The following is a 17,512-nucleotide window of genomic DNA, read 5'->3' on the forward strand; positions in this document are numbered from 1 at the left end:
GTCTCCGGGCCGCGTGCGACGCGCCCCGGAGCTTTGTGCTGTTCGTCAGCGGCGGCTGCGCGAACGGATCTGGTAGGCGTCGTAGTTGAACTCGGCGACCTGTTGCCAGAGCAATTGCTCGTTGCGATACGCCATCATGTGGTCATGCAGCTTCTTGAACATCGGGTTCTTGGCGCCGATCTCTTCGTAGAGTTCGTTCGCCGCCTTGGCACAGGCATCCATGATCTCGGGCGAGAAGGCCCGCAACTGCGTACCCGACGCAATCAGGCGCTTGATCGCAGCGGGGTTGACGTCGTCATATTTGGCGATCGTCAGCGAATTGGCCTGATGCGCGGCGGCGACGAAGATCGCCTTGTCGGTAGCGCTGAGTTCGTTCCATTTCGACCGGTTGATCATCAAGAGGATGGCGGATGCGCCTTCCCACCAGCCGGGGTAGTAATAATAGGGCGCGACACGGCTGAAGCCGAGCTTCTCGTCGTCATAGGGGCCGACCCATTCCGCCGCGTCGATGGTGCCGCGTTCCAGCGCCGGATAGATGTCGCCGGCGGCGATTTGCTGGGGCACGGCGCCGAGCTTCGCGATGACCTGGCCGGCGAGGCCGCCTATCCGCATCTTGAGGCCCTTGAGATCGTCGACCGTTTTGATCTCCTTGCGAAACCAGCCGGCCATCTGGGCATTGGTGTTGCCGATCGGCAGGCCGATGACGTTGAACTGAGCAAGCAGTTCATTGAAGAGCGCGAGCCCGCCACCCTGGAAGAACCAGGCATTCTGTTGGCGCGTGTTGAGGCCGAAGGGGACTGCCGCGCCGAAGGCGAAGGACGGATCCTTGCCGACATAGTAAAACGAGGCGGTGTCGCAGCATTCGACAGTGCCGTTCTGGACGGCGTCGAGCGCCTGCAGGCCCGGGACGATTTCGCCCGAGGCGAAATGCTGGAGCTGGATGCGGCCTCCCGACATGTCCGAGACGGCCTTGAGGAAGATGTCGCCGGCTCCGAAGACGGCGTCGAGCGCCTTTGGATAACTCGACGCCATCCGCCAGTTGACCGCTGCCGCGGTCTGCTGGGGCTGGGCCGAAGCGGCCGTCGTGGCGAGGGCCGCGCTTGCGCCGGCCAGCCCGCCCACGAGCATATCACGTCTGTTGGTCATCTCGGTCTTCTCCCTTTCTCGGCCCTTCGGGTCTTGGTGTCGGCGGGCCTTGTGCTCGACGGTGCGCAGGCCGGCATGGCCTGCGCGGTATGCGACGGAGGGGCTCAGCCGAAGGAGGCCTCCAGCATGGCGGCATAATCGGCGGCGCTTGCGGCGCGCGGATTGGTGGCGCTCGAATGGTCCTTCACTGCGGCCGCGGCGATGGCGGGGATCACGGCATGCGGCAAGCCCATCTGCGACAGGCTGGCTGGCATGCCGAGCCGTTTGACCAGGTCCGCGATCCAGGCGGCGAGGTCGGTCTCGGGGGCAAGGCCGAGCGTGCGGCGGATCTCGGCGTACTTCGCCTTGGCCTCGGGCTCGTTGAAGCGCAACACAGCCGGCAGCAGCACGGCGTTCAGCGTGCCGTGATGCAGCGAGACCTCCTTCAGCCCGCCGAGCGGGTGGGACAATGCATGCACGGCCCCCAGCCCCTTCTGGAAGGTCAGGCCGCCCTGGAGAGCCGCCATCATCATTTCCTTGCGGGCTTCGCGGTCGGAGCCGTCCCTCACAGCCGCCTCGATGAAGGTGATGGCGCGCTTCAGCCCGTCGAGCGCGATCGCCTCGGCGGGCGGATTCTCGCGCGGGCTGAGATAGGTCTCGATGCAATGCGTGACCGCGTCCATGCCGGTCGCTGCGGTGAGCCAGGCCGGCAGACCCAGCGTCAATTCGGGGTCGCAGATCGCCAGCCGCGGGATGAGATGGGGCGAGATGAAGCCGAGCTTGCGCCCATCGTCGAGCGTCACCAGCGCGGCGCGGCCGACCTCGCTGCCGGTGCCGGCGGTCGTCGGCACCGCAACGACTGGGGCCACGGCCGGCGTGATCCTGCCGATGCCGCCGAGAATCGCCGCATAGGTCTCCAGTTTGCCGTCATGGGTCGCGAGTAGGGCGACGGCCTTGGCGAGATCGATCGGAGAGCCGCCGCCGATCGCGACGAGGCCGTCGCAGCCATGCTGCCGGTAGATGGCCAAAGCGGCGAGGGTCGCGCCCTCGGTGGGGTTGGTCGGCGTTGCGTCGAAAACGGGGGCCGCGGTGAGCAGGGGCGAGTGCGCGCAGATGCCGGAAATCAATCCGGCACCGACGATCCCCTTGTCGGTGACGATCAACGGCCTGGTGATGCCGAGCCCGGCGAGATCGGCCTCGATGCCGGCGATTTCGCCAAAGCCGAATTTCACGGTGGTGAGATAGGTGATCAAAGCCATGATGGTCCTCGCCAGGTGCCGGCGACCACGCGCATGGTCTACGCTGCCTTGTCGGGCTTTGGTCTTACCGGTATGGCCACGAATTGACATGCGTCACCGGTGCCGTCAACGGCTATGATGGGATGAGAGGGGAGAGGACCATGCGCGTCGAGAAGGACAGGCGGCCGGTCACCACTCAGCTGGTCCAGCAGATCCGTCGTCTGATGGCCGAGACCGGGCTGAAACCGGGCGACCGCGTTCCCCCGCAGCGCGAGTTGGCACAGCGCCTGGGCGCGAGCCGGCCGACCGTGCGCGAGGCGGTCCTGCAACTGGAGGGAATGGGGCTGATCCGGATAGAGCCGGCCCGCGGCGCCTTCGTCGCGGAGGGCTTCGACCGGCCCGACGCCGACCTCACGGGCTGGACCTTCGAGCAGCGCTTCTCCGAGGTCGAAATATACCAGCTTCGCTTTGCGCTCGAGGGCTTCACGGTCAAGCTTGCCGCGCGCCATGCCTCGCAGGACGATATCGCTCGCCTCTCCGATCTGAACGAGGCGATGCGCGAAGCGATCGAGCAGGCCCGCTTCCTCGATGCGATGGAATGTGATTTCGCGCTGCACATGGCCATCGCCGAGATCGCGGGCAACCGCTCCATCAGCGACATCATAGGCCTCTATCGGCCGATCATCACCCGGACCCAGCGGCCGCCGGTCCTGGAACCTAGTCGCCTGTCAGAGGCTTTCAACGAACATGGCGCCATCCTGCGCGCCCTGAGCCGGCGCGATGGCGAAACCGCCGCCATCGCGATGCGCCATCATATCGTCCAGTCTTCGGACCGGATGAAGGTGCCCTTCATCGCGAGCTGAGGTCCGGCGAGGAGGAGATTTCGACCTCCTTCGCAACGAGCCGCGTCGCCACGCGGCGTTCGAGCAGGAGCAGGGCAAGCCCTGCCGCGACGATCAGGGTCGAGCCGAACAGCATCGCCGGCGTCGGCCAGTCGCCGAAGACGAGCCAGCCGAAGAGCAGGGCCCAGACGATCAGCGTGTACTGATAGGGCACGACGACCGAGGCTTCGGCGAGCTTGAGCGAACGCGTGACGCAGAGATGCGCGACCATCGCGACGACGCCGAGCAGGCTAAGAAGCGCGGCATCGGTCAGCGTCGGCTTGACCCAGCCGAAGGGCAGCAGGACAAGCCCCATGATCAATGCACCCAACGTCTGCCAGGCGACGAGGGTGACGTCGGGTGTGCCGCGCAATTGCCGCCCGGCGATCATCATCGCCGCGAACAGGAGGCTGCCGGCGAGCGCGATCAGCGCCGGCAACGAGAGGCTCGCGCTGGTGGGATTGAGTGCGATTGCGACGCCGATGAAGCCGGCCGCGGCGGCAAGCCAGCGCGCGGCGTCGACGCGCTCGCCGAGCAGGACCGCCGCCAGCACCACGACCCAGATCGGGGCCGCGAGCCAGATCGTCATCGTGTCCGCCAGCGGCAGGTAGGAGACGGCAAGATAAAACAGCGCGACCTCGCCGGAGCCGAAGATCACGCGCAGGAGCTGAAGGCCCGGCCGTTCGGGCCTGAGCGTGCGCATCACGCCCTGCTTGAAGACGAAAGGCAGCAACAGCGCGAGGCCCGCAGCGCTGCGCAGCAGCAGGACCTGGCCGACCGAATAGGTGGCGACCAGCCATTTCCCCATCACATCGTTGAGCGAGAACATCAGGATGCCGATGAGCATCATGAAGATGCCATTCAAGGTCGCATTTCGTGAAGGCATGGCGGGCGGCAGGCAGCTCCGGAGCGGGCCGCTGCTTTGGCGCAGAGACCGGCTGGATGCAATCCTGCGGTGCAGCATGGCCGGCGGCGTTTCATCCTCAGCCCTCATCCTGAGGAGCCGCGCAGCGGCGTCTCGAAGGATGCTCCAGCTCATGCTGGAATCGCCTTCTGGAACATCCTTCGAGACGCGCTTCCTCCGGAAGCGCTCCTCAGGATGAGGGCTGAGAAGGCTTTATTTCGTACTTGACTTAATTAAGTGAATGCCGAATTATAAGAGCATGGATCGTTTCGCCGCCCTTGCCGAGCCGACACGCCGCAGCATCGTCGAGATGCTGGGGCAGGGGGCGCTGTCTGCCGGCGAGATCGGGGCGCGGTTCAAGGTCAGCGCGCCGGCGATCTCGCAGCACCTCAAGGTGCTGAAGGAGGCCGGGCTGGTCAGGGTCGAGGTCAGCGGTCAGCGCCGCATCTACCGGCTCGATCCCGCAGGTCTCGATGAGTTCGACGCCTGGGTGCGCAAGGTCCGCGGCTTCTGGGGAGCGAAACTCGACGATCTGGAGCAGGAACTGGCGAAAGCCGAGACAATGAAGGGAGAGAGCGATGCCAATAGCGGCACATGAATACGGTGTGGTTCTGGAAAGCGGCGCGGTGCGCTTCGAGCGGCTTCTGCCTGGCCCGATCGAACGGGTCTGGGCGTATCTGACCGAGAGCGACAAGCGCGCGACCTGGTTCTGCGGCGGCGAGACCGAGCCGCGCAATGGCGGCCATGTCGCGCTGTTCTTCAAGCATTCGCAGATCACCAAGGAGACGCCCCCCGAAGGCGCACGGAAGATGAACGACGAGGGCGCGCTGATGGGGGGCACGATCACCGCCTGGGAGCCGCCGCATCGCTTCGCCTTCACCTGGGACGGCATGGGCGATCCCGACTCGGACGTCGAATTCGTGCTGTCGCAGGCCGGCGACAAGGTCCGCCTCGTCCTGACCCATCGCAGGCTCGCCACCAAGGACCGGATGGCGATGGTCTCCAGCGGCTGGCACCTGCATCTGGGCCTGCTCGAGGACCAGCTTACGGGGCGGCCGCCAAGCGGATTCTGGTCGCTGCATGAGGCGCTGAAGGCGGAGTATGCGGAGCGGCAGAAGGGCGCGCAGGCGTAGGGGGGCGATTGCCGGCTTAAGGTGTTTCAGGGGCGGCCTGGCGAGATGCCGGGCCGCTTCGTGTTGCGTAGGCGGCTGCGGTCGTGGGTGCCGCGCTGCTCAACAGGCTTGCCGCCGCCCACGCCGCCTGGTCGTAATGGCCGAGAGCGAGCGCATCGAGGGGCGATCGCGGAGAGGCTCGCCGGGCCCTCTCATGCTGCGCGTCAGCTTTGGAAGATTGCCCCGTCTACGCCGGCAGAAGCCCCGCCAAGCGATAGCTGTCGATCAGCGCGTCATAGAGGGAAATATCCGAGCGGCTTCTCGCAATCAGCTGGGCGCCGACGATCGCCGCGAAGATGGCGCGAGCCCGCCCTTCGCTTTCCTCGGAACTGACCACGGCCGTCGCCAACAGGACCTTGCTCAGCCAAGCCACATTGACATCGGCAAAGGTCTGGACCTCGTTTTTCACGGCTTCCGGAAGCCCGTCATATTCGGCAGCCATGAAGCTGCACAGGCAGATGCGGTTATCATTCTCGAGCGCCTTGCGAAAAATATCGGGATATCGACGCAGACAGTCGGCCGGATCCGAGTTTTCGGCCAGCATAGCCTCCAGGCCAGTGGCTGTGTCTTCCCAATAGCGTCTCGCGACCGCTGCGCCGAGATCGGCCTTGCTCGGGAAATGATAATGGATGCTTGCGGCCTTGATGCCCACATCTTCCGCGAGTTCCCGGAAATTCAGACCGCCATAGCCATGCGCCTGTGCCGTCCTTCTGGCGGCCGCCAGGATGGCCTCCCGAGAGCTCGAACTCATTTTGCCGCCTCAACGCTTTGTAGCTTGCAACCTACCAAGTGACAGATAGGCGTTGACCAGGGCAGTGTGAAGCTCTACGTTTTGCCTACCAAGTGGCAGGTAGACGGAATAAGATGGCGATGAAGATTTACGATTGGCCCACCGGGCCTTACCCCGCCCGCATCCGTATCGCTTTGGCCGAGAAAGCCCAGCGATCGCGCGTCCAATTCGTGTCGGTCGATCTCTGGAAAGGCGAGCACAAGACGCCCGAGTTCCTAGCCAAGAACTACTCCGGCACGCTGCCGGTGCTCGAACTCGATGACGGGACCTTCATTGCCGAGTGCACCGCCATTACCGAATACCTCGATGCGCTTGACGGCGCTCCCACGCTCACCGGCAGAACACCGCGCGAAAAGGGCTTGATCCATATGATGAGCAAGCGCGCCGAGCTGGAGTTGCTCGACGCCATCAGCGTCTACTTCCACCACGCCACACCGGGGCTTGGACCCGATGTCGAGATTTATCAGAACGCCGAGTGGGGCTTCCGTCAGCGCGACAAAGCCCTGAAGGGCATGCACTATTTCGACGGCATTCTGAAAACACAGCCATTCGTCGCCGGTGAGGTCTTCTCGATGGCCGATATCACGGTCATAGGCGGCTTGATCTTCGCGGGGCTCGTGGAGCTTCCGGTGCCTGCGGAGTGCGAGGCGCTTCAAGCCTGGTATGCAAGGATGCAGGAGCGTCCAAGTGTCAAGAACCGAGTGACGATGTCAGAGCCGGCCGAGGCATCTGTCTGAAATCGTTGTCTGACCGGGCGTATCGGCACGCAGCGGCGCCTGCGACGGCACCCGGCTCCGGCATCCCCTTGGATGCGTGCAAAGACAGAGCTGAAACCCTCGCGGCCGGTGGCCCGCGGGGCTTTCGGTGCGCGCTTCCCTTCTCCACTGGCGGGAGAAGGTGGATCGGCGAAGCCGAGACGGATGAGGGGGCGCTGTGAGCTTTCCATCTAGCCGAACACGACGCCAACCGGACAGGGCACGGCGCCCCCTCATCCGGCGCTGCGCGCCACCTTCTCCCGCCAGGGGAGAAGGGAAAAGGCCGCTCTACAGGCTCGCCGCCGCCCGCGCCGCCTGGTCGTAATGGCCCGAGAGCGAGCGCATCGCGGCGGCGATCTCGGAGAGGCGCGCCGGGTCGAGGCCGGTGCCCAGCACCGATTTGACCAGCAGCTGCTCGCGGATCTGGGCGTAGCGCCTGCAGGCGTCCTCACCGGCCTGGGTGACCTGGACGGTCTTTTCCTTGCCCTTGCGGCCGCCTTTCAGGAGCTTGAGACGCTCGAGCTTCTTGAGCGAGTAGTTCACCAGATGCGTGTCCTCGATATTGAGGACGAGGCAGATATCGGCGAGGCGCTTGGGCTTGGCGCGATGGTTGACGTTGTGCAGCACCAGCACGTCGAGCGGCGACAGATCGGCCAGCCCGGCAGCCGCCATGGCGCGCACCATCCAGCGCTGGAAGGCGTGCGCCGTCATGTTCATGGCGAACTCGAACTCCGACAGCGCCGGCATCGCGCCCGAGGCGAGATGGCCGGAGGAGACGATGGGTCCGAGATCGTCGGGGGGAATGGAAGACATGCTCGCAACCCGAATGAGGCGCGGGGAACCCTCTCCCGTAGGGAGAGGGCAGGGTGAGGGGTCGGCCGTTGGACGCGCTTGCTTTGACCAAAACGCCGCCATTGTGGGCCGGCGCTTGACTGGTCCAGGGGCCTACACCTCACCCCTGCCCCTCTCCTTGCAGGAGAGGGGGCTCCGTTGCGGTTCGCCTACCTGGCCGGATGACGGCCTCACATCTTCCTGTAGGCGTCGACGATCGCCTGGCCGTCGGCGCCGGCCTTCTTCAGCCAGTCGGCGGTCAGGGTCTCGCCGGCCTTCTTGAAGCCGGCAGAAAGCTCCGGCGAAGGGGCTTGTACCTTCATGCCCTTGGCCTTGAGCTGGTCGAGATACCAGCCGGCTTTCTCCTGCCACATCTTCCAGCCGCGCTCTTCGGCGGTGGCGGCGGCCTTGAGGATCGCATCCTGGGTCGGCTTGTCCAAGGCGGCGAAGGCGGCCTTGTTGACGAAGGTGGCGTCCTTCGGGATCCAGGCCTGGACATCATAGAAATGCGTCAGCGACTCCCAGGCCTTGGAATCATAGCCGGTGCCGCCCGACGACATGAAGGAGTTGACGACGCCGGTGGCCAGCGCCTGGGGCAGTTCTGCCGCCTGGATCGTGACGGACTGCATGCCCAGGAGCTCGCCGAGGCGGGCTGTACCGACATTGTAGGAGCGCCATTTCAGCCCCTTCATGTCCTCGACCGTGTTGATGTCCTTCTTGGCGTAGACGCCCTGGGGCGCCCAGGGGACCATGAACAGGAGCTTGATGCCCTGGGCGTCGAGCTTCTTCTCGACCGCGGCTTTCGAGGCTTTGTAGAGCTTCAGCGAGTCGGCAAAGCTCGTCGCCAGGAACGGCACGACGTCGATGCCGAAGATCGGGTCCTCGTTCTCATGGATCGACATCAGCACCTCGCCCATCTGGGCCTGGCCGCTGGCGACGGCGCGCTTGATCTCGGGCGCCTTGAACAGCGAGGCGTTGGGGTGGACGGTGATGACGAGCTTGCCTGACGTCGCCGCCTCGACCTCCTTGGCAAACAGCGAAAGGTTCTCGCTGTGGGGATTGTCGAATGGGTAGGCGCCCGGCAGGTTCCACTTGGTCTGAGCTGCGGCGGGAGCCGCGAAGGCGAGTGCGCTGACGCCGAAGGCGAAAGCCGCGGTGGTCAAGGTTCTGCGATTGATCATGATGTCATTCCCTCTCTGTTGTTTGCTTGTGATGGTCTGTCAGTCCGGGAAAGCGAGTTTCGGCAGATAGAGCACGATCTGTGGGAAGGTGGTGATGATGATGACGGCGACGTTGAGCAGAAGGAAGAACGGAAAGGCCGCTTTCGCAATCGTCATGGTGTCCTTGCCGCTCATGTTCTGCAGCACGAACAGGTTGAAGCCGACCGGCGGGGTGATCTGCGCCATTTCGACATGGATGACGAGATAGACGCCGAACCAGACCAGGTCGAAGCCGGCTTCCTTGACCATCGGCAGGACGATCACGGCGGTGAGCACGATCATCGAGATGCCGTCGATCAGGCAGCCCAGGATGATGTACATGCAGGTCAGCGCCAGCACGAGCATGTGGGGCGAGAGCGACTGGCCCTTGACCCAGTCGGCGAGCGCCGCCGGGATGCCGGTATAGGCCATCGCCGCCGTGCAGAAGGCCGCGCCTGCCAGGATCAGCATGATCATGCAGGTGAGCCGCGTTGCGCTCATGATGCTTTCGAACAGCGTCTCCCGGGTCAGCGTGCCGCTCCACCAGGCCAGGAAGAGCGCGCCAGTCACGCCCCATGCCGCGCATTCGGTTGCGGTTGCGAAGCCGAGGACGAGCGACAGGAAGACGGCGGCGATCAGGAGGAGGCAGGGCGCGAGCTTGGCCGATTGACGCAGCTTGGCGAGAAAAGCCATCGGAGGATCGCGCGGAGGAACCTTGTCCGGATTCAGCCAGGACCAGATCATGACGTAGCCCATATAGAGCGCCATCACGAGCAGCCCGGGCAGGAAGCCGCCGAGGAAGACCTGCAACACGGAGACGTTGGCGGTGACGGCATAGACCACCATCGGGATCGACGGCGGAATCAGCAGGCCGAGCGTGCCGGAGCCCGCCAGCGTGCCGATGCTGATGCTCTCGTCGTAGCCGCGCTTCTTGAGCTCGGGCAGGGCGATCTTGCCGATGGTCGCGCAGGTCGCGGCGGAGGAGCCGGAGACGGCGGCGAAGATGCCGCAACCGATGATGTTGGTGTGGATCAGGCGCCCGGGGAGCCATTGCAGCCAGGGCGAGAGACCCTGGAACATCTGCTCCGACAGGCGCGTCCGGAACAGGATCTCGCCCATCCAGATGAAGAGAGGCAGCGCCGCAAGCGTCCATGAGCTGGACGCGCTCCAGACGGTGGTCGCGAGCACCTGGCCGATCGGCACATCCGTGACGAGGACCATCGACAGCAATCCGACGAGACCGAGGCCGACGGCGATCCAGACACCGCTTGCCAGAATGGCGACGAGGAAGCCGAGCAGGACGATCGAAAGAATGGGCAGGCTCATGATCAGACGCCCCCGCCCTGCGCGATGCGCTCGATCAATTCCTCTGTCGTCTGGGGCGGTTCGGCCTCATAGGTCGGTTTGCCCCGACGCAGAACGATTACCAGCTCGTCGACGATTGCGATGAGCAGGATAGCGAGGCCCGCGACCAGGCCCATCTGCGGAATCCAGAGCGGGACGGAGACCACGCCGGTCGACATGTCGAAATACTGCCAGGAATCATAAGCGAGCTTGCCTGCCTGGACGGTGAAGTACCCAATGAAGAGCGTGGCGATCGTCAGCGAGAACAATTCGGCGGCGCGCTTTGCGGGGCCGTGCAGCCGCTCGAGCAGCAGCCCGACCCGGATCATCTCGCCGCGCTTGAAAGTGTGCGCAAGGCCGAGGAAGGCCATCGCCACCAGAGACCAGCCGGCGAAATCGTCGCCCGAGGGCACGTTGAAGTTGATCTCGCGACCGACCGACAAGAGCATCATCAAGACGAAGATCGAGACGAGGAAGAAGCCTGCGGCATAGCCTGCGGCAAGATAGAGGGCATCGAGCGCGCGGCGGATCATGAGCGAGCCCCCGTCGCAGGCGCGCGCCAAGCGCGGCCCATTGCCAGGATTGAGCCTGTCATCGCATCCTCCACTCTCAAAGGCGGCCGTCTGGCCCCTCAGCCATGTTCCGGTCACAATTGGGATCGTAGCCGTCGAATCCTGCTTGTCAACGTTTCATCGACAATTTATCGATGAAACGTCATCGGGCCTCTCGCCCGCTTGTTCACGCCGGGGGGAGGCTTCGCATGACGACGGGTCGCTGGGACTTCTGGATCGACCGTGGCGGCACCTTCACCGACGTGATCGGCCGCGATCCCTCAGGCAAACTTCACGCCAGGAAGCTCCTCTCCGAGAATCCGGGCGCCTATCGCGATGCGGCCGTGCAGGGCATCCGCGACCATCTCGGACTGAAGGCGGGGGAGCCGATCCCAGCCGGGCTGATCGACGAGGTGCGGATGGGCACCACGGTCGCCACCAACGCGCTGCTCGAGCGCAAGGGCGACCGCACGCTGCTGGTCATCACCAAGGGTTTCCGCGATGCGCTGCGCATCGGCTACCAGGCGCGGCCCGACATCTTCGCCAAGGAGATCATCAAGCCCGAGCAGCTCTATGACGCCGTGGCCGAGATCGACGAGCGTGTGCTGGCCGATGGTGAGGTCGAGCGCGCGCCTGACGAGGCTGCGATCCGTACTGCGCTTCGGGCGCAGTTCGATGCCGGCTTCCGTGCCGTCGCGATCGTCTTCATGCACGCCTATCGCTATCCCGCCCATGAGCAGGTCGCGGCCCGCATCGCCCGCGAGATCGGCTTCCCGCAGGTTTCGGTGAGCCATGAGGTCTCCCCCCTGATCAAGCTGGTCGGGCGCGGCGATACGGCGGTGGTCGATGCCTATCTCTCGCCGATCCTGGGCCGTTATGTCGCGCAGGTCTCGGAGGAACTCGACATCGCCCGCACCGGCGCGCGATTGATGTTCATGATGTCTTCGGGCGGGTTGACCGCCGCCGAACTGTTCCAGGGCAAGGACGCGATCCTGTCCGGCCCGGCCGGCGGCGTCGTCGGCCTTGCCGAGACCGGCCGCTCGGCCGGCTTCGACAAGGTCATCGGCTTCGACATGGGCGGCACATCGACCGACGTCGCCCATTTCGACGGCGAATATGAGCGTGCCTTCGAGACCGAGGTCGCCGGCGTTCGCATGCGCGCGCCGATGATGCTGATCCATACCGTTGCGGCCGGCGGCGGCTCGATCCTGCATTATGACGGTGCGCGCTTCCGCGTCGGGCCCGATTCCGCCGGCGCCAATCCGGGGCCGGCCGCCTATCGCCGTGGCGGGCCGCTCGCTGTGACCGACGCGAACGTCATGGTCGGCAAGCTGATCCCCGCCTATTTCCCGCCGATCTTCGGCGAGCAGCGCGATCAGCCGCTCGATGTCGAGACCGTCAAGGCGAAGTTCGCGGCGCTCGCGGCCGAGGTCGGCGATGGCCGCTCGCCCGAGGAGGTCGCCGACGGCTTCATCCAGATCGCGGTCGCCAACATGGCCGAGGCGATCAAGAAGATCTCCGTCCAGCGCGGCTACGACATCACTCGCTATGCGCTGAACTCCTTCGGCGGCGCCGGCGGGCAGCATGCCTGCCTGGTGGCCGATGCGCTCGGCATCAAGACCGTGCTGCTGCATCCGTTCTCCGGCCTGCTCTCCGCCTATGGCATGGGGCTCGCCGAAATCCGCTCGACGCGGACGGCGGCGCTCGATGTGCCGCTCGATGATGGGGCGAAGGCTACCATCGCAGGCGTTGCCGACAAGCTCGCGGCCGAGACCCGCTCCGAGCTGACGGGGCAGGGCGTGCCCGCTGGGGCGATTGCCATCCATGTCAGAGCTCATATCCGCTATGCCGGCACCGACACGGCGATCGCCGTCGCGGCCGGTACCCGCGACGAGATGAGGCAAGCCTTCCAGCTGGCGCATAAGGCACGCTTCGGCTTCATGGATGAGAGCAAGGCTCTGGTCGTCGAGGCGGTCGAAGTCGAGGCCGTCGGCGGCGGGGCGAAGTTCGAGGAGGCATCTTCGGCGGAGAGAGCGGGCGAGCCGGTGACGGCGGAGCGCACCCGCCTGTTCTCGAAGGGGCAGTGGCATGAGGCGGCGATCGTGCGCCGGGAGGCGATGTCGCCCGGTCAGCAGATTGCGGGGCCCGCCATCATCATCGAGCCGAACCAGACCGTCGTGGTCGAGGAGGGCTGGTCGGCCAGGCTCACGGCCAAGGACCATCTCGTGCTGGTGCGCTCGAAGGCGCTGGTCCAGAACGCCGCGATCGGCACCAAGGCCGATCCCGTGATGCTGGAGATCTTCAACAACCTGTTCATGTCGATCGCCGAGCAGATGGGCGTGACGCTGCAGAACACGGCCTATTCCGTGAACATCAAGGAGCGGCTCGATTTCTCCTGCGCGGTCTTCGATACCACCGCCTCTCTCGTCGCCAACGCGCCTCACATGCCGGTGCATCTGGGCTCGATGGACAAGTCGGTCGAGACCGTCATCAAGAACAATCCGGCGATCATGCCGGGCGACGTCTATTGCCTGAACGCCCCCTATAACGGCGGCACGCATCTGCCCGACATCACCGTCTGCACTCCGGTCTTCGACGAGGCGCAGAAGCAGATCCTGTTCTGGGTGGCGAGCCGTGGCCATCATGCCGATGTCGGCGGCGTGGCGCCTGGCTCGATGTCGCCGCTGGCGACGCATATCGAGGAGGAGGGCGTCTATATCGACAATTTCAAGATCGTCGATCAGGGCCGCTTCTGCGAGGATGAGCTCGTCAAGCTCCTGACCGGCGCGCGCTACCCCGTCCGTAACGTCGTCCAGAACGTCAATGATCTGAAGGCCCAGATCGCCGCCAATGAGAAGGGCGTGGCGGAGCTCAGGAAGATGATCGCCTCCTTCGGGCTCGACGTGGTCCAGGCCTATATGGGCCATGTCCAGGACAATGCGGCCGAGAGCGTGGCGCGGCTTTTGACCAAGCTGCACGACGCCGAGTTCACCTATCCGATGGACCAGGGCTGCGCGATCAAGGTCAAGGTCACGATCGATCGCGAAAAGCGCGAGGCGACGGTCGATTTCACCGGCACTTCGGAGCAGCGCGGCGATAATTTCAATGCGCCGGCCCCGGTGACGCGCGCTGCCGTGCTCTATGTCTTCCGGGTCATGGTCGATGATGCGATCCCGATGAATGCCGGCTGCCTCAGGCCGATCAGGATCATCATCCCGGAGGGGTCGATGCTCTCGCCGCGTTATCCGGCCGCCGTGGTGGCGGGCAATGTCGAGGTGAGCCAGGCGGTGACGAACACATTGTTCGGGGCGCTGGAGGCGATGTCGGCCTCGCAGGGCACGATGAACAACCTCACCTTCGGCAATGACGAGTATCAGTATTACGAGACGATCTGCTCGGGCTCGCCTGCGGGCCCGGGCTTCAACGGCACCTCGGGCGTGCATGTCCATATGACGAACTCCCGCCTGACCGATCCGGAAATCCTGGAGACGCGTTTTCCGGTCGTGCTGGAGGATTTCCACATCCGCGTCGGGTCCGGCGGCAAGGGGGAGTGGAGCGCCGGCGACGGCACCAGCCGCACCATCCGCTTCCGCAAGACCATGGACTGCGCCATCCTCGCCTCGCATCGCAAGGTCCGCCCGTTCGGCGTGAAAGGCGGCGAGGCCGGGCAAGTGGGCAAGACGACGGTGCGCAGGCTGTCCGGCGTGGTCGAGGAGCTGAAGCCCTGCGACCAGACGCTGCTGCAGGCTGGCGAGGCGGTGACGGTGATCACGCCGACGGCCGGGGGATATGGCAAGCCGAAGGTGTAAAGTCTTCCCATCGTCAGATGCGCGCTGGCGTCATGCCTTTCACGGCGTTGGCGCGCGCGACATAGGACACGCGGCCGGCTTCGCCGACCGTTACGCGTGCCCTCACTTTCTCTTTCAGGAGCGTGACATCATCGAGCGCCATGCTGGCAATCAGCGGGCCGATCGTCGCTCCCAACAGGCCCGTTCTCCAGAAGTCGTCGAAATCGGCGAAGTCGCGTTGGACGACAATTTCCCGCGTCTCGACATTGATCAGGCCGGCTTCCGTCCAGAGCCGCGCCAGGGCGTCGATACGCGAGACGTCGGCACTTGGCGGACGCAGCGGCTCGAACCCGAAGGCCCTCATCTCCGCCTGGATCGGCTCGAGCGGGAAGCCGCCGCCGGGAATGTCCCAGGCATAAGCCGCGACCAGCCCGCCCGGGCGCACCACCCGGACCATTTCCGCGACGCCTTTGGCGGGGTCGGGAACGAAGAAGATCACCAGCGCCATGATGGCCACGTCGAATTCCGCAGCCGCAAATGGCAGTGCCATCGCGTTGCCGAGCTCGAATTCCGCGAGCTGAGCTGACGGCCTCGTCCGCGCGAACTCCAATTGCGCTGGCGATGGATCGATTCCCTTCAACACCGAGGGGGCGCAGCGATCATAGATCATCTGGGTCGAGGCACCGTTGCCGCAGCCGACATCGACCCAGCGCAGGCCCTGGGCCGGGCCGAGCCAATCGAGGAAGACCTCGCCGGCGAGGCGGCTCCATTTGCCCATCATCTGTTCGTAGGCAGCTCCGTCGTTGAAGACGATCTGCTGTTCGGCCATTGCAGTGACCCTCCGGGCGCGGGGAGCGATAAATCATCCGACTGGCAAGTCGCAGGTGCAAGGTCTAATTGCAGTCTCAACCACGGAGACCCCTCATGCCCCAGACTTGGATGATCACCGGCGCCAATCGCGGCATCGGCCTAGCCATCACGATGGAATTGCTGCGCCGTGGCGACCAGGTCGTGGCGGCGGCGCGCAACCCCTGGGGCGGGGCGCTGGCGGAACTTGCAGCCGAGCACACATCGGCGCTGATCCCGCTCGAGCTCGACGTCACCTCCGATGACAGCGTCGCCGCAGCCAAGGCCGCGCTCGGCGATCAGCCGCTCGACGTGCTGGTGAACAATGCCGGCCTCTACGGTCCGCGTGACAGGCAGACCGGGCTGAGCGTCGATTTCGACGCCTGGCGCGAGGTCTTCGAGGTCAATGTCTATGCACCTGTGCGGGTGGCGCAGGCCTTCCTGCCCAATGTCGAGGCCGGCGCCGGCCGCAAGATCGCGACCATCTCCAGCCGCATGGGCTCGATCGGCAGCAATCCGTCGGGCTCGCTGATCTATCGCTCGTCCAAGACGGCGGTGAACATGGCCATGGTCGTGTTCGGCAACGCCATCCGCGAGCGCGATGTCAGCGTGCTCCTGTTCCACCCCGGCTGGGTCCAGACCGATATGGGCGGCGGCGCGGCCGACATCACGCCGACTGAGAGCGCCTCCAGCCTGATCCGCACGATCGATGCCTCGGGCATGGCCCAGACCAACAGCTTCCGGAGCTGGACGGGCGAGGCGATTCCCTGGTGAGGCGCCGCCTGCCGCCGCTCAGCTCGCGCGCGCCGAGGCCAGCCAGAGGCCGCCGCCGATCAGGAAACCGCCGCTGACCTTGGACAGCAGCCGCACGCGTTTCTGCGAGAGCAGGCGTCCGGCCCGGCTGGAGAGCAGGGCGTAGGCGCTGTCGCTGATCGCGGCGAAGAGCATGGCGGTTGCGCCCATGATCGCGATCTGGGTGACATGGTCGCGGCCTGCGTCGAGAAACTGCGGAAAGAAGGCGCCGAAGAAGAGCAGCGTCTTCGGGTTGCTGAGCGCGACCAGCACGCCCTGCAGGAAGAAACCGCCGCGCGGCGCCTTGGCCGGCGCCGCACCGTCCTCGCTGCCGCCGGCTGCGCGGAACATCTTCCAGCCCAACCAGATCAGATAGGCTGCGCCGGCAAGACGCAACCAATCGAACCAATGCCCCATCGCCGCGATGACCGAGCTCAGGCCGATGCCGACGATGCCGATCATGATCGCGAGGCCGACTTGCGTTCCCGCCACATTCTGGAGGCCGGCGCGGGTACCGTGCTTCAGGCTGTTGGCGATGATCAGCGTGACGGTCGGGCCAGGCACGATGATGATGACGAGGCAGGCAACGAGATAGGCGGCGTAGAGTTCGAGCGACATGGCCGGTGGCCTCCGATGGGACCGGCTCTTGCTCTGCCGCTCCATCATGCGAATCTAGCCTTGTGATCTGTCGAGAGGAAGAGAGGTCGGAATGGGTGAAACCGGTATCAAAGTCGTTCCGCTGACGCCGGAGCACTGGCCCGATCTCGAAGATCTCTTCGGCCCCAAAGGGCCCTGCTATGGCTGCTGGTGCAATCACTTCCGCATGCCGCAGAAGCTGCGCATGCCCCTGCTGGGCGAGGGCGCGCGGCTGCTGTTCGAGGAGCGGGTGCGAAAAGGGCCGCCGCCCGGCTTGCTCGCCTTCGCGGGCGACATGCCTGTCGGCTGGCTGCAGGTCGGCCCGCGCGCCCATATTCCCGAATGGAACAACCCGCGCCGCGCCTCGACGCCGCTGCCGGACGCGCCCGCCGAAGATGAGCGCAATTGGGCAGCCTCCTGCTTTTTCGTGCGCAAGGGCTTTCGCGGCAAAGGCGTGACCGCCGATCTGCTCGACGGAGCGATCAGCTTCGCGCGTGACAGCGGCGCACGGCTGCTCGAGGCCGCACCGATGGATCACGAGTTCAAGCGCAGCAACGAAGGGCTCTATGTCGGAGCCGAGCGTGTCTTCCTGCGGGCGGGCTTCAGCGAGGTCGCGCGGCAGAAGGAAGGTCGGCCGCTGATGCGCCTGGTCCTGTGACG

The 17,512-nt window shown here is 65.2% G+C and carries 17 protein-coding genes; 7 read left to right on the forward strand and 10 right to left on the reverse strand.

All coding sequences use genetic code 11. The features are described 5' to 3' along the window. Nucleotides 1-45: 45 nt before the first annotated feature. On the reverse strand, nucleotides 46-1,146 hold the full coding sequence (locus CYD53_RS01240; protein WP_103716313.1) for a TRAP transporter substrate-binding protein: 1,101 nt from the start codon (nucleotides 1,144-1,146) through the stop codon (nucleotides 46-48). A gap of 104 nt (nucleotides 1,147-1,250) precedes the next feature. Beyond that, the gene (locus CYD53_RS01245; protein ID WP_103716314.1) at nucleotides 1,251-2,384 is read right to left on the reverse strand and encodes an iron-containing alcohol dehydrogenase; all 1,134 of its coding nucleotides are present in this window, start codon (nucleotides 2,382-2,384) and stop codon (nucleotides 1,251-1,253) included. A gap of 140 nt (nucleotides 2,385-2,524) precedes the next feature. On the opposite strand from CYD53_RS01245, the gene CYD53_RS01250 reads away from it, so the two are divergent. Then, complete coding sequence (locus tag CYD53_RS01250; protein WP_181011669.1) at nucleotides 2,525-3,226, forward strand: FadR/GntR family transcriptional regulator; 702 nt, start codon at nucleotides 2,525-2,527, stop codon at nucleotides 3,224-3,226. Here CYD53_RS01250 and CYD53_RS01255 read toward each other — a convergent pair. After that, complete coding sequence (locus CYD53_RS01255; RefSeq protein WP_103716316.1) at nucleotides 3,213-4,130, reverse strand: DMT family transporter; 918 nt, start codon at nucleotides 4,128-4,130, stop codon at nucleotides 3,213-3,215. The two genes, CYD53_RS01250 and CYD53_RS01255, sit on opposite strands and share 14 nt — an antisense overlap. A 277-nt stretch (nucleotides 4,131-4,407) precedes the next feature. On the opposite strand from CYD53_RS01255, the gene CYD53_RS01260 reads away from it, so the two are divergent. Together CYD53_RS01260 and CYD53_RS01265 are read left to right on the forward strand one after the other, a co-directional pair. Continuing rightward, complete coding sequence (locus CYD53_RS01260; RefSeq protein WP_103716649.1) at nucleotides 4,408-4,746, forward strand: ArsR/SmtB family transcription factor; 339 nt, start codon at nucleotides 4,408-4,410, stop codon at nucleotides 4,744-4,746. Continuing rightward, nucleotides 4,727-5,281 (forward strand): SRPBCC family protein, encoded by a 555-nt coding sequence (locus tag CYD53_RS01265; protein ID WP_103716317.1) that lies wholly within the window; start codon nucleotides 4,727-4,729, stop codon nucleotides 5,279-5,281. The genes CYD53_RS01260 and CYD53_RS01265 overlap by 20 nt, the downstream gene beginning before the upstream one ends. 226 nt (nucleotides 5,282-5,507) lie before the next feature. Here the strand turns inward: CYD53_RS01265 and CYD53_RS01270 are convergent, their stop codons facing one another. Further along, complete coding sequence (locus CYD53_RS01270; protein WP_103716318.1) at nucleotides 5,508-6,071, reverse strand: TetR/AcrR family transcriptional regulator; 564 nt, start codon at nucleotides 6,069-6,071, stop codon at nucleotides 5,508-5,510. Between the two features lie 119 nt (nucleotides 6,072-6,190). On the opposite strand from CYD53_RS01270, the gene CYD53_RS01275 reads away from it, so the two are divergent. After that, nucleotides 6,191-6,847, forward strand: coding sequence for a glutathione S-transferase (locus CYD53_RS01275; RefSeq protein ID WP_181011691.1), 657 nt, complete (start codon nucleotides 6,191-6,193; stop codon nucleotides 6,845-6,847). Between the two features lie 306 nt (nucleotides 6,848-7,153). On the opposite strand, the gene CYD53_RS01280 is transcribed toward CYD53_RS01275, so the two are convergent. The 4 genes from CYD53_RS01280 to CYD53_RS01295 form a co-directional block, all read right to left on the reverse strand. Beyond that, on the reverse strand, nucleotides 7,154-7,678 hold the full coding sequence (locus CYD53_RS01280) for a winged helix DNA-binding protein (protein WP_103716320.1): 525 nt from the start codon (nucleotides 7,676-7,678) through the stop codon (nucleotides 7,154-7,156). A gap of 209 nt (nucleotides 7,679-7,887) precedes the next feature. Continuing rightward, nucleotides 7,888-8,877: a TRAP transporter substrate-binding protein gene (locus CYD53_RS01285; protein ID WP_103716321.1), complete on the reverse strand. Its 990-nt coding sequence runs from the start codon at nucleotides 8,875-8,877 to the stop codon at nucleotides 7,888-7,890. A 39-nt stretch (nucleotides 8,878-8,916) separates the two neighbouring features. Further along, nucleotides 8,917-10,221: a TRAP transporter large permease gene (locus CYD53_RS01290; RefSeq protein WP_103716322.1), complete on the reverse strand. Its 1,305-nt coding sequence runs from the start codon at nucleotides 10,219-10,221 to the stop codon at nucleotides 8,917-8,919. Nucleotides 10,222-10,223: 2 nt separating this feature from the next. Continuing rightward, nucleotides 10,224-10,772 carry a TRAP transporter small permease gene (locus CYD53_RS01295; protein ID WP_103716650.1) on the reverse strand — a complete coding sequence of 183 codons (549 nt, stop codon included), beginning with the start codon at nucleotides 10,770-10,772 and terminating at the stop codon, nucleotides 10,224-10,226. A gap of 227 nt (nucleotides 10,773-10,999) precedes the next feature. Here CYD53_RS01295 and CYD53_RS01300 point away from each other — a divergent pair, with 227 nt between their 5' ends. Next, nucleotides 11,000-14,599, forward strand: a complete 3,600-nt coding sequence (locus tag CYD53_RS01300) for a hydantoinase B/oxoprolinase family protein (RefSeq protein ID WP_103716323.1) — start codon at nucleotides 11,000-11,002, stop codon at nucleotides 14,597-14,599. Between the two features lie 13 nt (nucleotides 14,600-14,612). Here CYD53_RS01300 and CYD53_RS01305 read toward each other — a convergent pair whose 3' ends face one another. Further along, entirely contained in the window at nucleotides 14,613-15,407 is a 795-nt protein-coding gene (locus tag CYD53_RS01305; protein WP_103716324.1) for a class I SAM-dependent methyltransferase, read from the reverse strand. A gap of 95 nt (nucleotides 15,408-15,502) precedes the next feature. Here CYD53_RS01305 and CYD53_RS01310 point away from each other — a divergent pair, with 95 nt between their 5' ends. Next, the gene (locus CYD53_RS01310) at nucleotides 15,503-16,198 is read left to right on the forward strand and encodes an SDR family oxidoreductase (protein ID WP_103716325.1); all 696 of its coding nucleotides are present in this window, start codon (nucleotides 15,503-15,505) and stop codon (nucleotides 16,196-16,198) included. Nucleotides 16,199-16,216: 18 nt separating this feature from the next. Here the strand turns inward: CYD53_RS01310 and CYD53_RS01315 are convergent, their stop codons facing one another. Further along, on the reverse strand, nucleotides 16,217-16,834 hold the full coding sequence (locus tag CYD53_RS01315) for a LysE family translocator (protein ID WP_103716326.1): 618 nt from the start codon (nucleotides 16,832-16,834) through the stop codon (nucleotides 16,217-16,219). A 91-nt stretch (nucleotides 16,835-16,925) separates the two neighbouring features. Here CYD53_RS01315 and CYD53_RS01320 point away from each other — a divergent pair, with 91 nt between their 5' ends. Next, complete coding sequence (locus CYD53_RS01320; protein ID WP_103716327.1) at nucleotides 16,926-17,510, forward strand: GNAT family N-acetyltransferase; 585 nt, start codon at nucleotides 16,926-16,928, stop codon at nucleotides 17,508-17,510. Nucleotides 17,511-17,512 lie beyond the last annotated feature (2 nt).

Origin of the sequence: Allobosea psychrotolerans, assembly GCF_002917105.1 — a bacterium.
GTDB classification, from domain to species: domain Bacteria; phylum Pseudomonadota; class Alphaproteobacteria; order Rhizobiales; family Beijerinckiaceae; genus Allobosea; species Allobosea psychrotolerans.

What these genes read in the sequence shown, in the direction of transcription:
- CYD53_RS01250 (WP_181011669.1), top strand. Translation starts at nt 2,525, where the DNA reads ATGCGCGTCGAGAAGGACAGGCGGCCGGTCACCACTCAGCTGGTCCAG.
- CYD53_RS01310 (WP_103716325.1), top strand. Translation starts at nt 15,503, where the DNA reads ATGCCCCAGACTTGGATGATCACCGGCGCCAATCGCGGCATCGGCCTA.
- CYD53_RS01275 (WP_181011691.1), top strand. Translation starts at nt 6,191, where the DNA reads ATGAAGATTTACGATTGGCCCACCGGGCCTTACCCCGCCCGCATCCGT.
- CYD53_RS01280 (WP_103716320.1), bottom strand. Translation starts at nt 7,678, where the DNA reads ATGTCTTCCATTCCCCCCGACGATCTCGGACCCATCGTCTCCTCCGGC.
- CYD53_RS01255 (WP_103716316.1), bottom strand. Translation starts at nt 4,130, where the DNA reads ATGCCTTCACGAAATGCGACCTTGAATGGCATCTTCATGATGCTCATC.
- CYD53_RS01290 (WP_103716322.1), bottom strand. Translation starts at nt 10,221, where the DNA reads ATGAGCCTGCCCATTCTTTCGATCGTCCTGCTCGGCTTCCTCGTCGCC.
- CYD53_RS01295 (WP_103716650.1), bottom strand. Translation starts at nt 10,772, where the DNA reads ATGATCCGCCGCGCGCTCGATGCCCTCTATCTTGCCGCAGGCTATGCC.
- CYD53_RS01260 (WP_103716649.1), top strand. Translation starts at nt 4,408, where the DNA reads ATGGATCGTTTCGCCGCCCTTGCCGAGCCGACACGCCGCAGCATCGTC.
- CYD53_RS01300 (WP_103716323.1), top strand. Translation starts at nt 11,000, where the DNA reads ATGACGACGGGTCGCTGGGACTTCTGGATCGACCGTGGCGGCACCTTC.
- CYD53_RS01270 (WP_103716318.1), bottom strand. Translation starts at nt 6,071, where the DNA reads ATGAGTTCGAGCTCTCGGGAGGCCATCCTGGCGGCCGCCAGAAGGACG.
- CYD53_RS01315 (WP_103716326.1), bottom strand. Translation starts at nt 16,834, where the DNA reads ATGTCGCTCGAACTCTACGCCGCCTATCTCGTTGCCTGCCTCGTCATC.
- CYD53_RS01245 (WP_103716314.1), bottom strand. Translation starts at nt 2,384, where the DNA reads ATGGCTTTGATCACCTATCTCACCACCGTGAAATTCGGCTTTGGCGAA.
- CYD53_RS01265 (WP_103716317.1), top strand. Translation starts at nt 4,727, where the DNA reads ATGCCAATAGCGGCACATGAATACGGTGTGGTTCTGGAAAGCGGCGCG.
- CYD53_RS01240 (WP_103716313.1), bottom strand. Translation starts at nt 1,146, where the DNA reads ATGACCAACAGACGTGATATGCTCGTGGGCGGGCTGGCCGGCGCAAGC.
- CYD53_RS01320 (WP_103716327.1), top strand. Translation starts at nt 16,926, where the DNA reads ATGGGTGAAACCGGTATCAAAGTCGTTCCGCTGACGCCGGAGCACTGG.
- CYD53_RS01285 (WP_103716321.1), bottom strand. Translation starts at nt 8,877, where the DNA reads ATGATCAATCGCAGAACCTTGACCACCGCGGCTTTCGCCTTCGGCGTC.
- CYD53_RS01305 (WP_103716324.1), bottom strand. Translation starts at nt 15,407, where the DNA reads ATGGCCGAACAGCAGATCGTCTTCAACGACGGAGCTGCCTACGAACAG.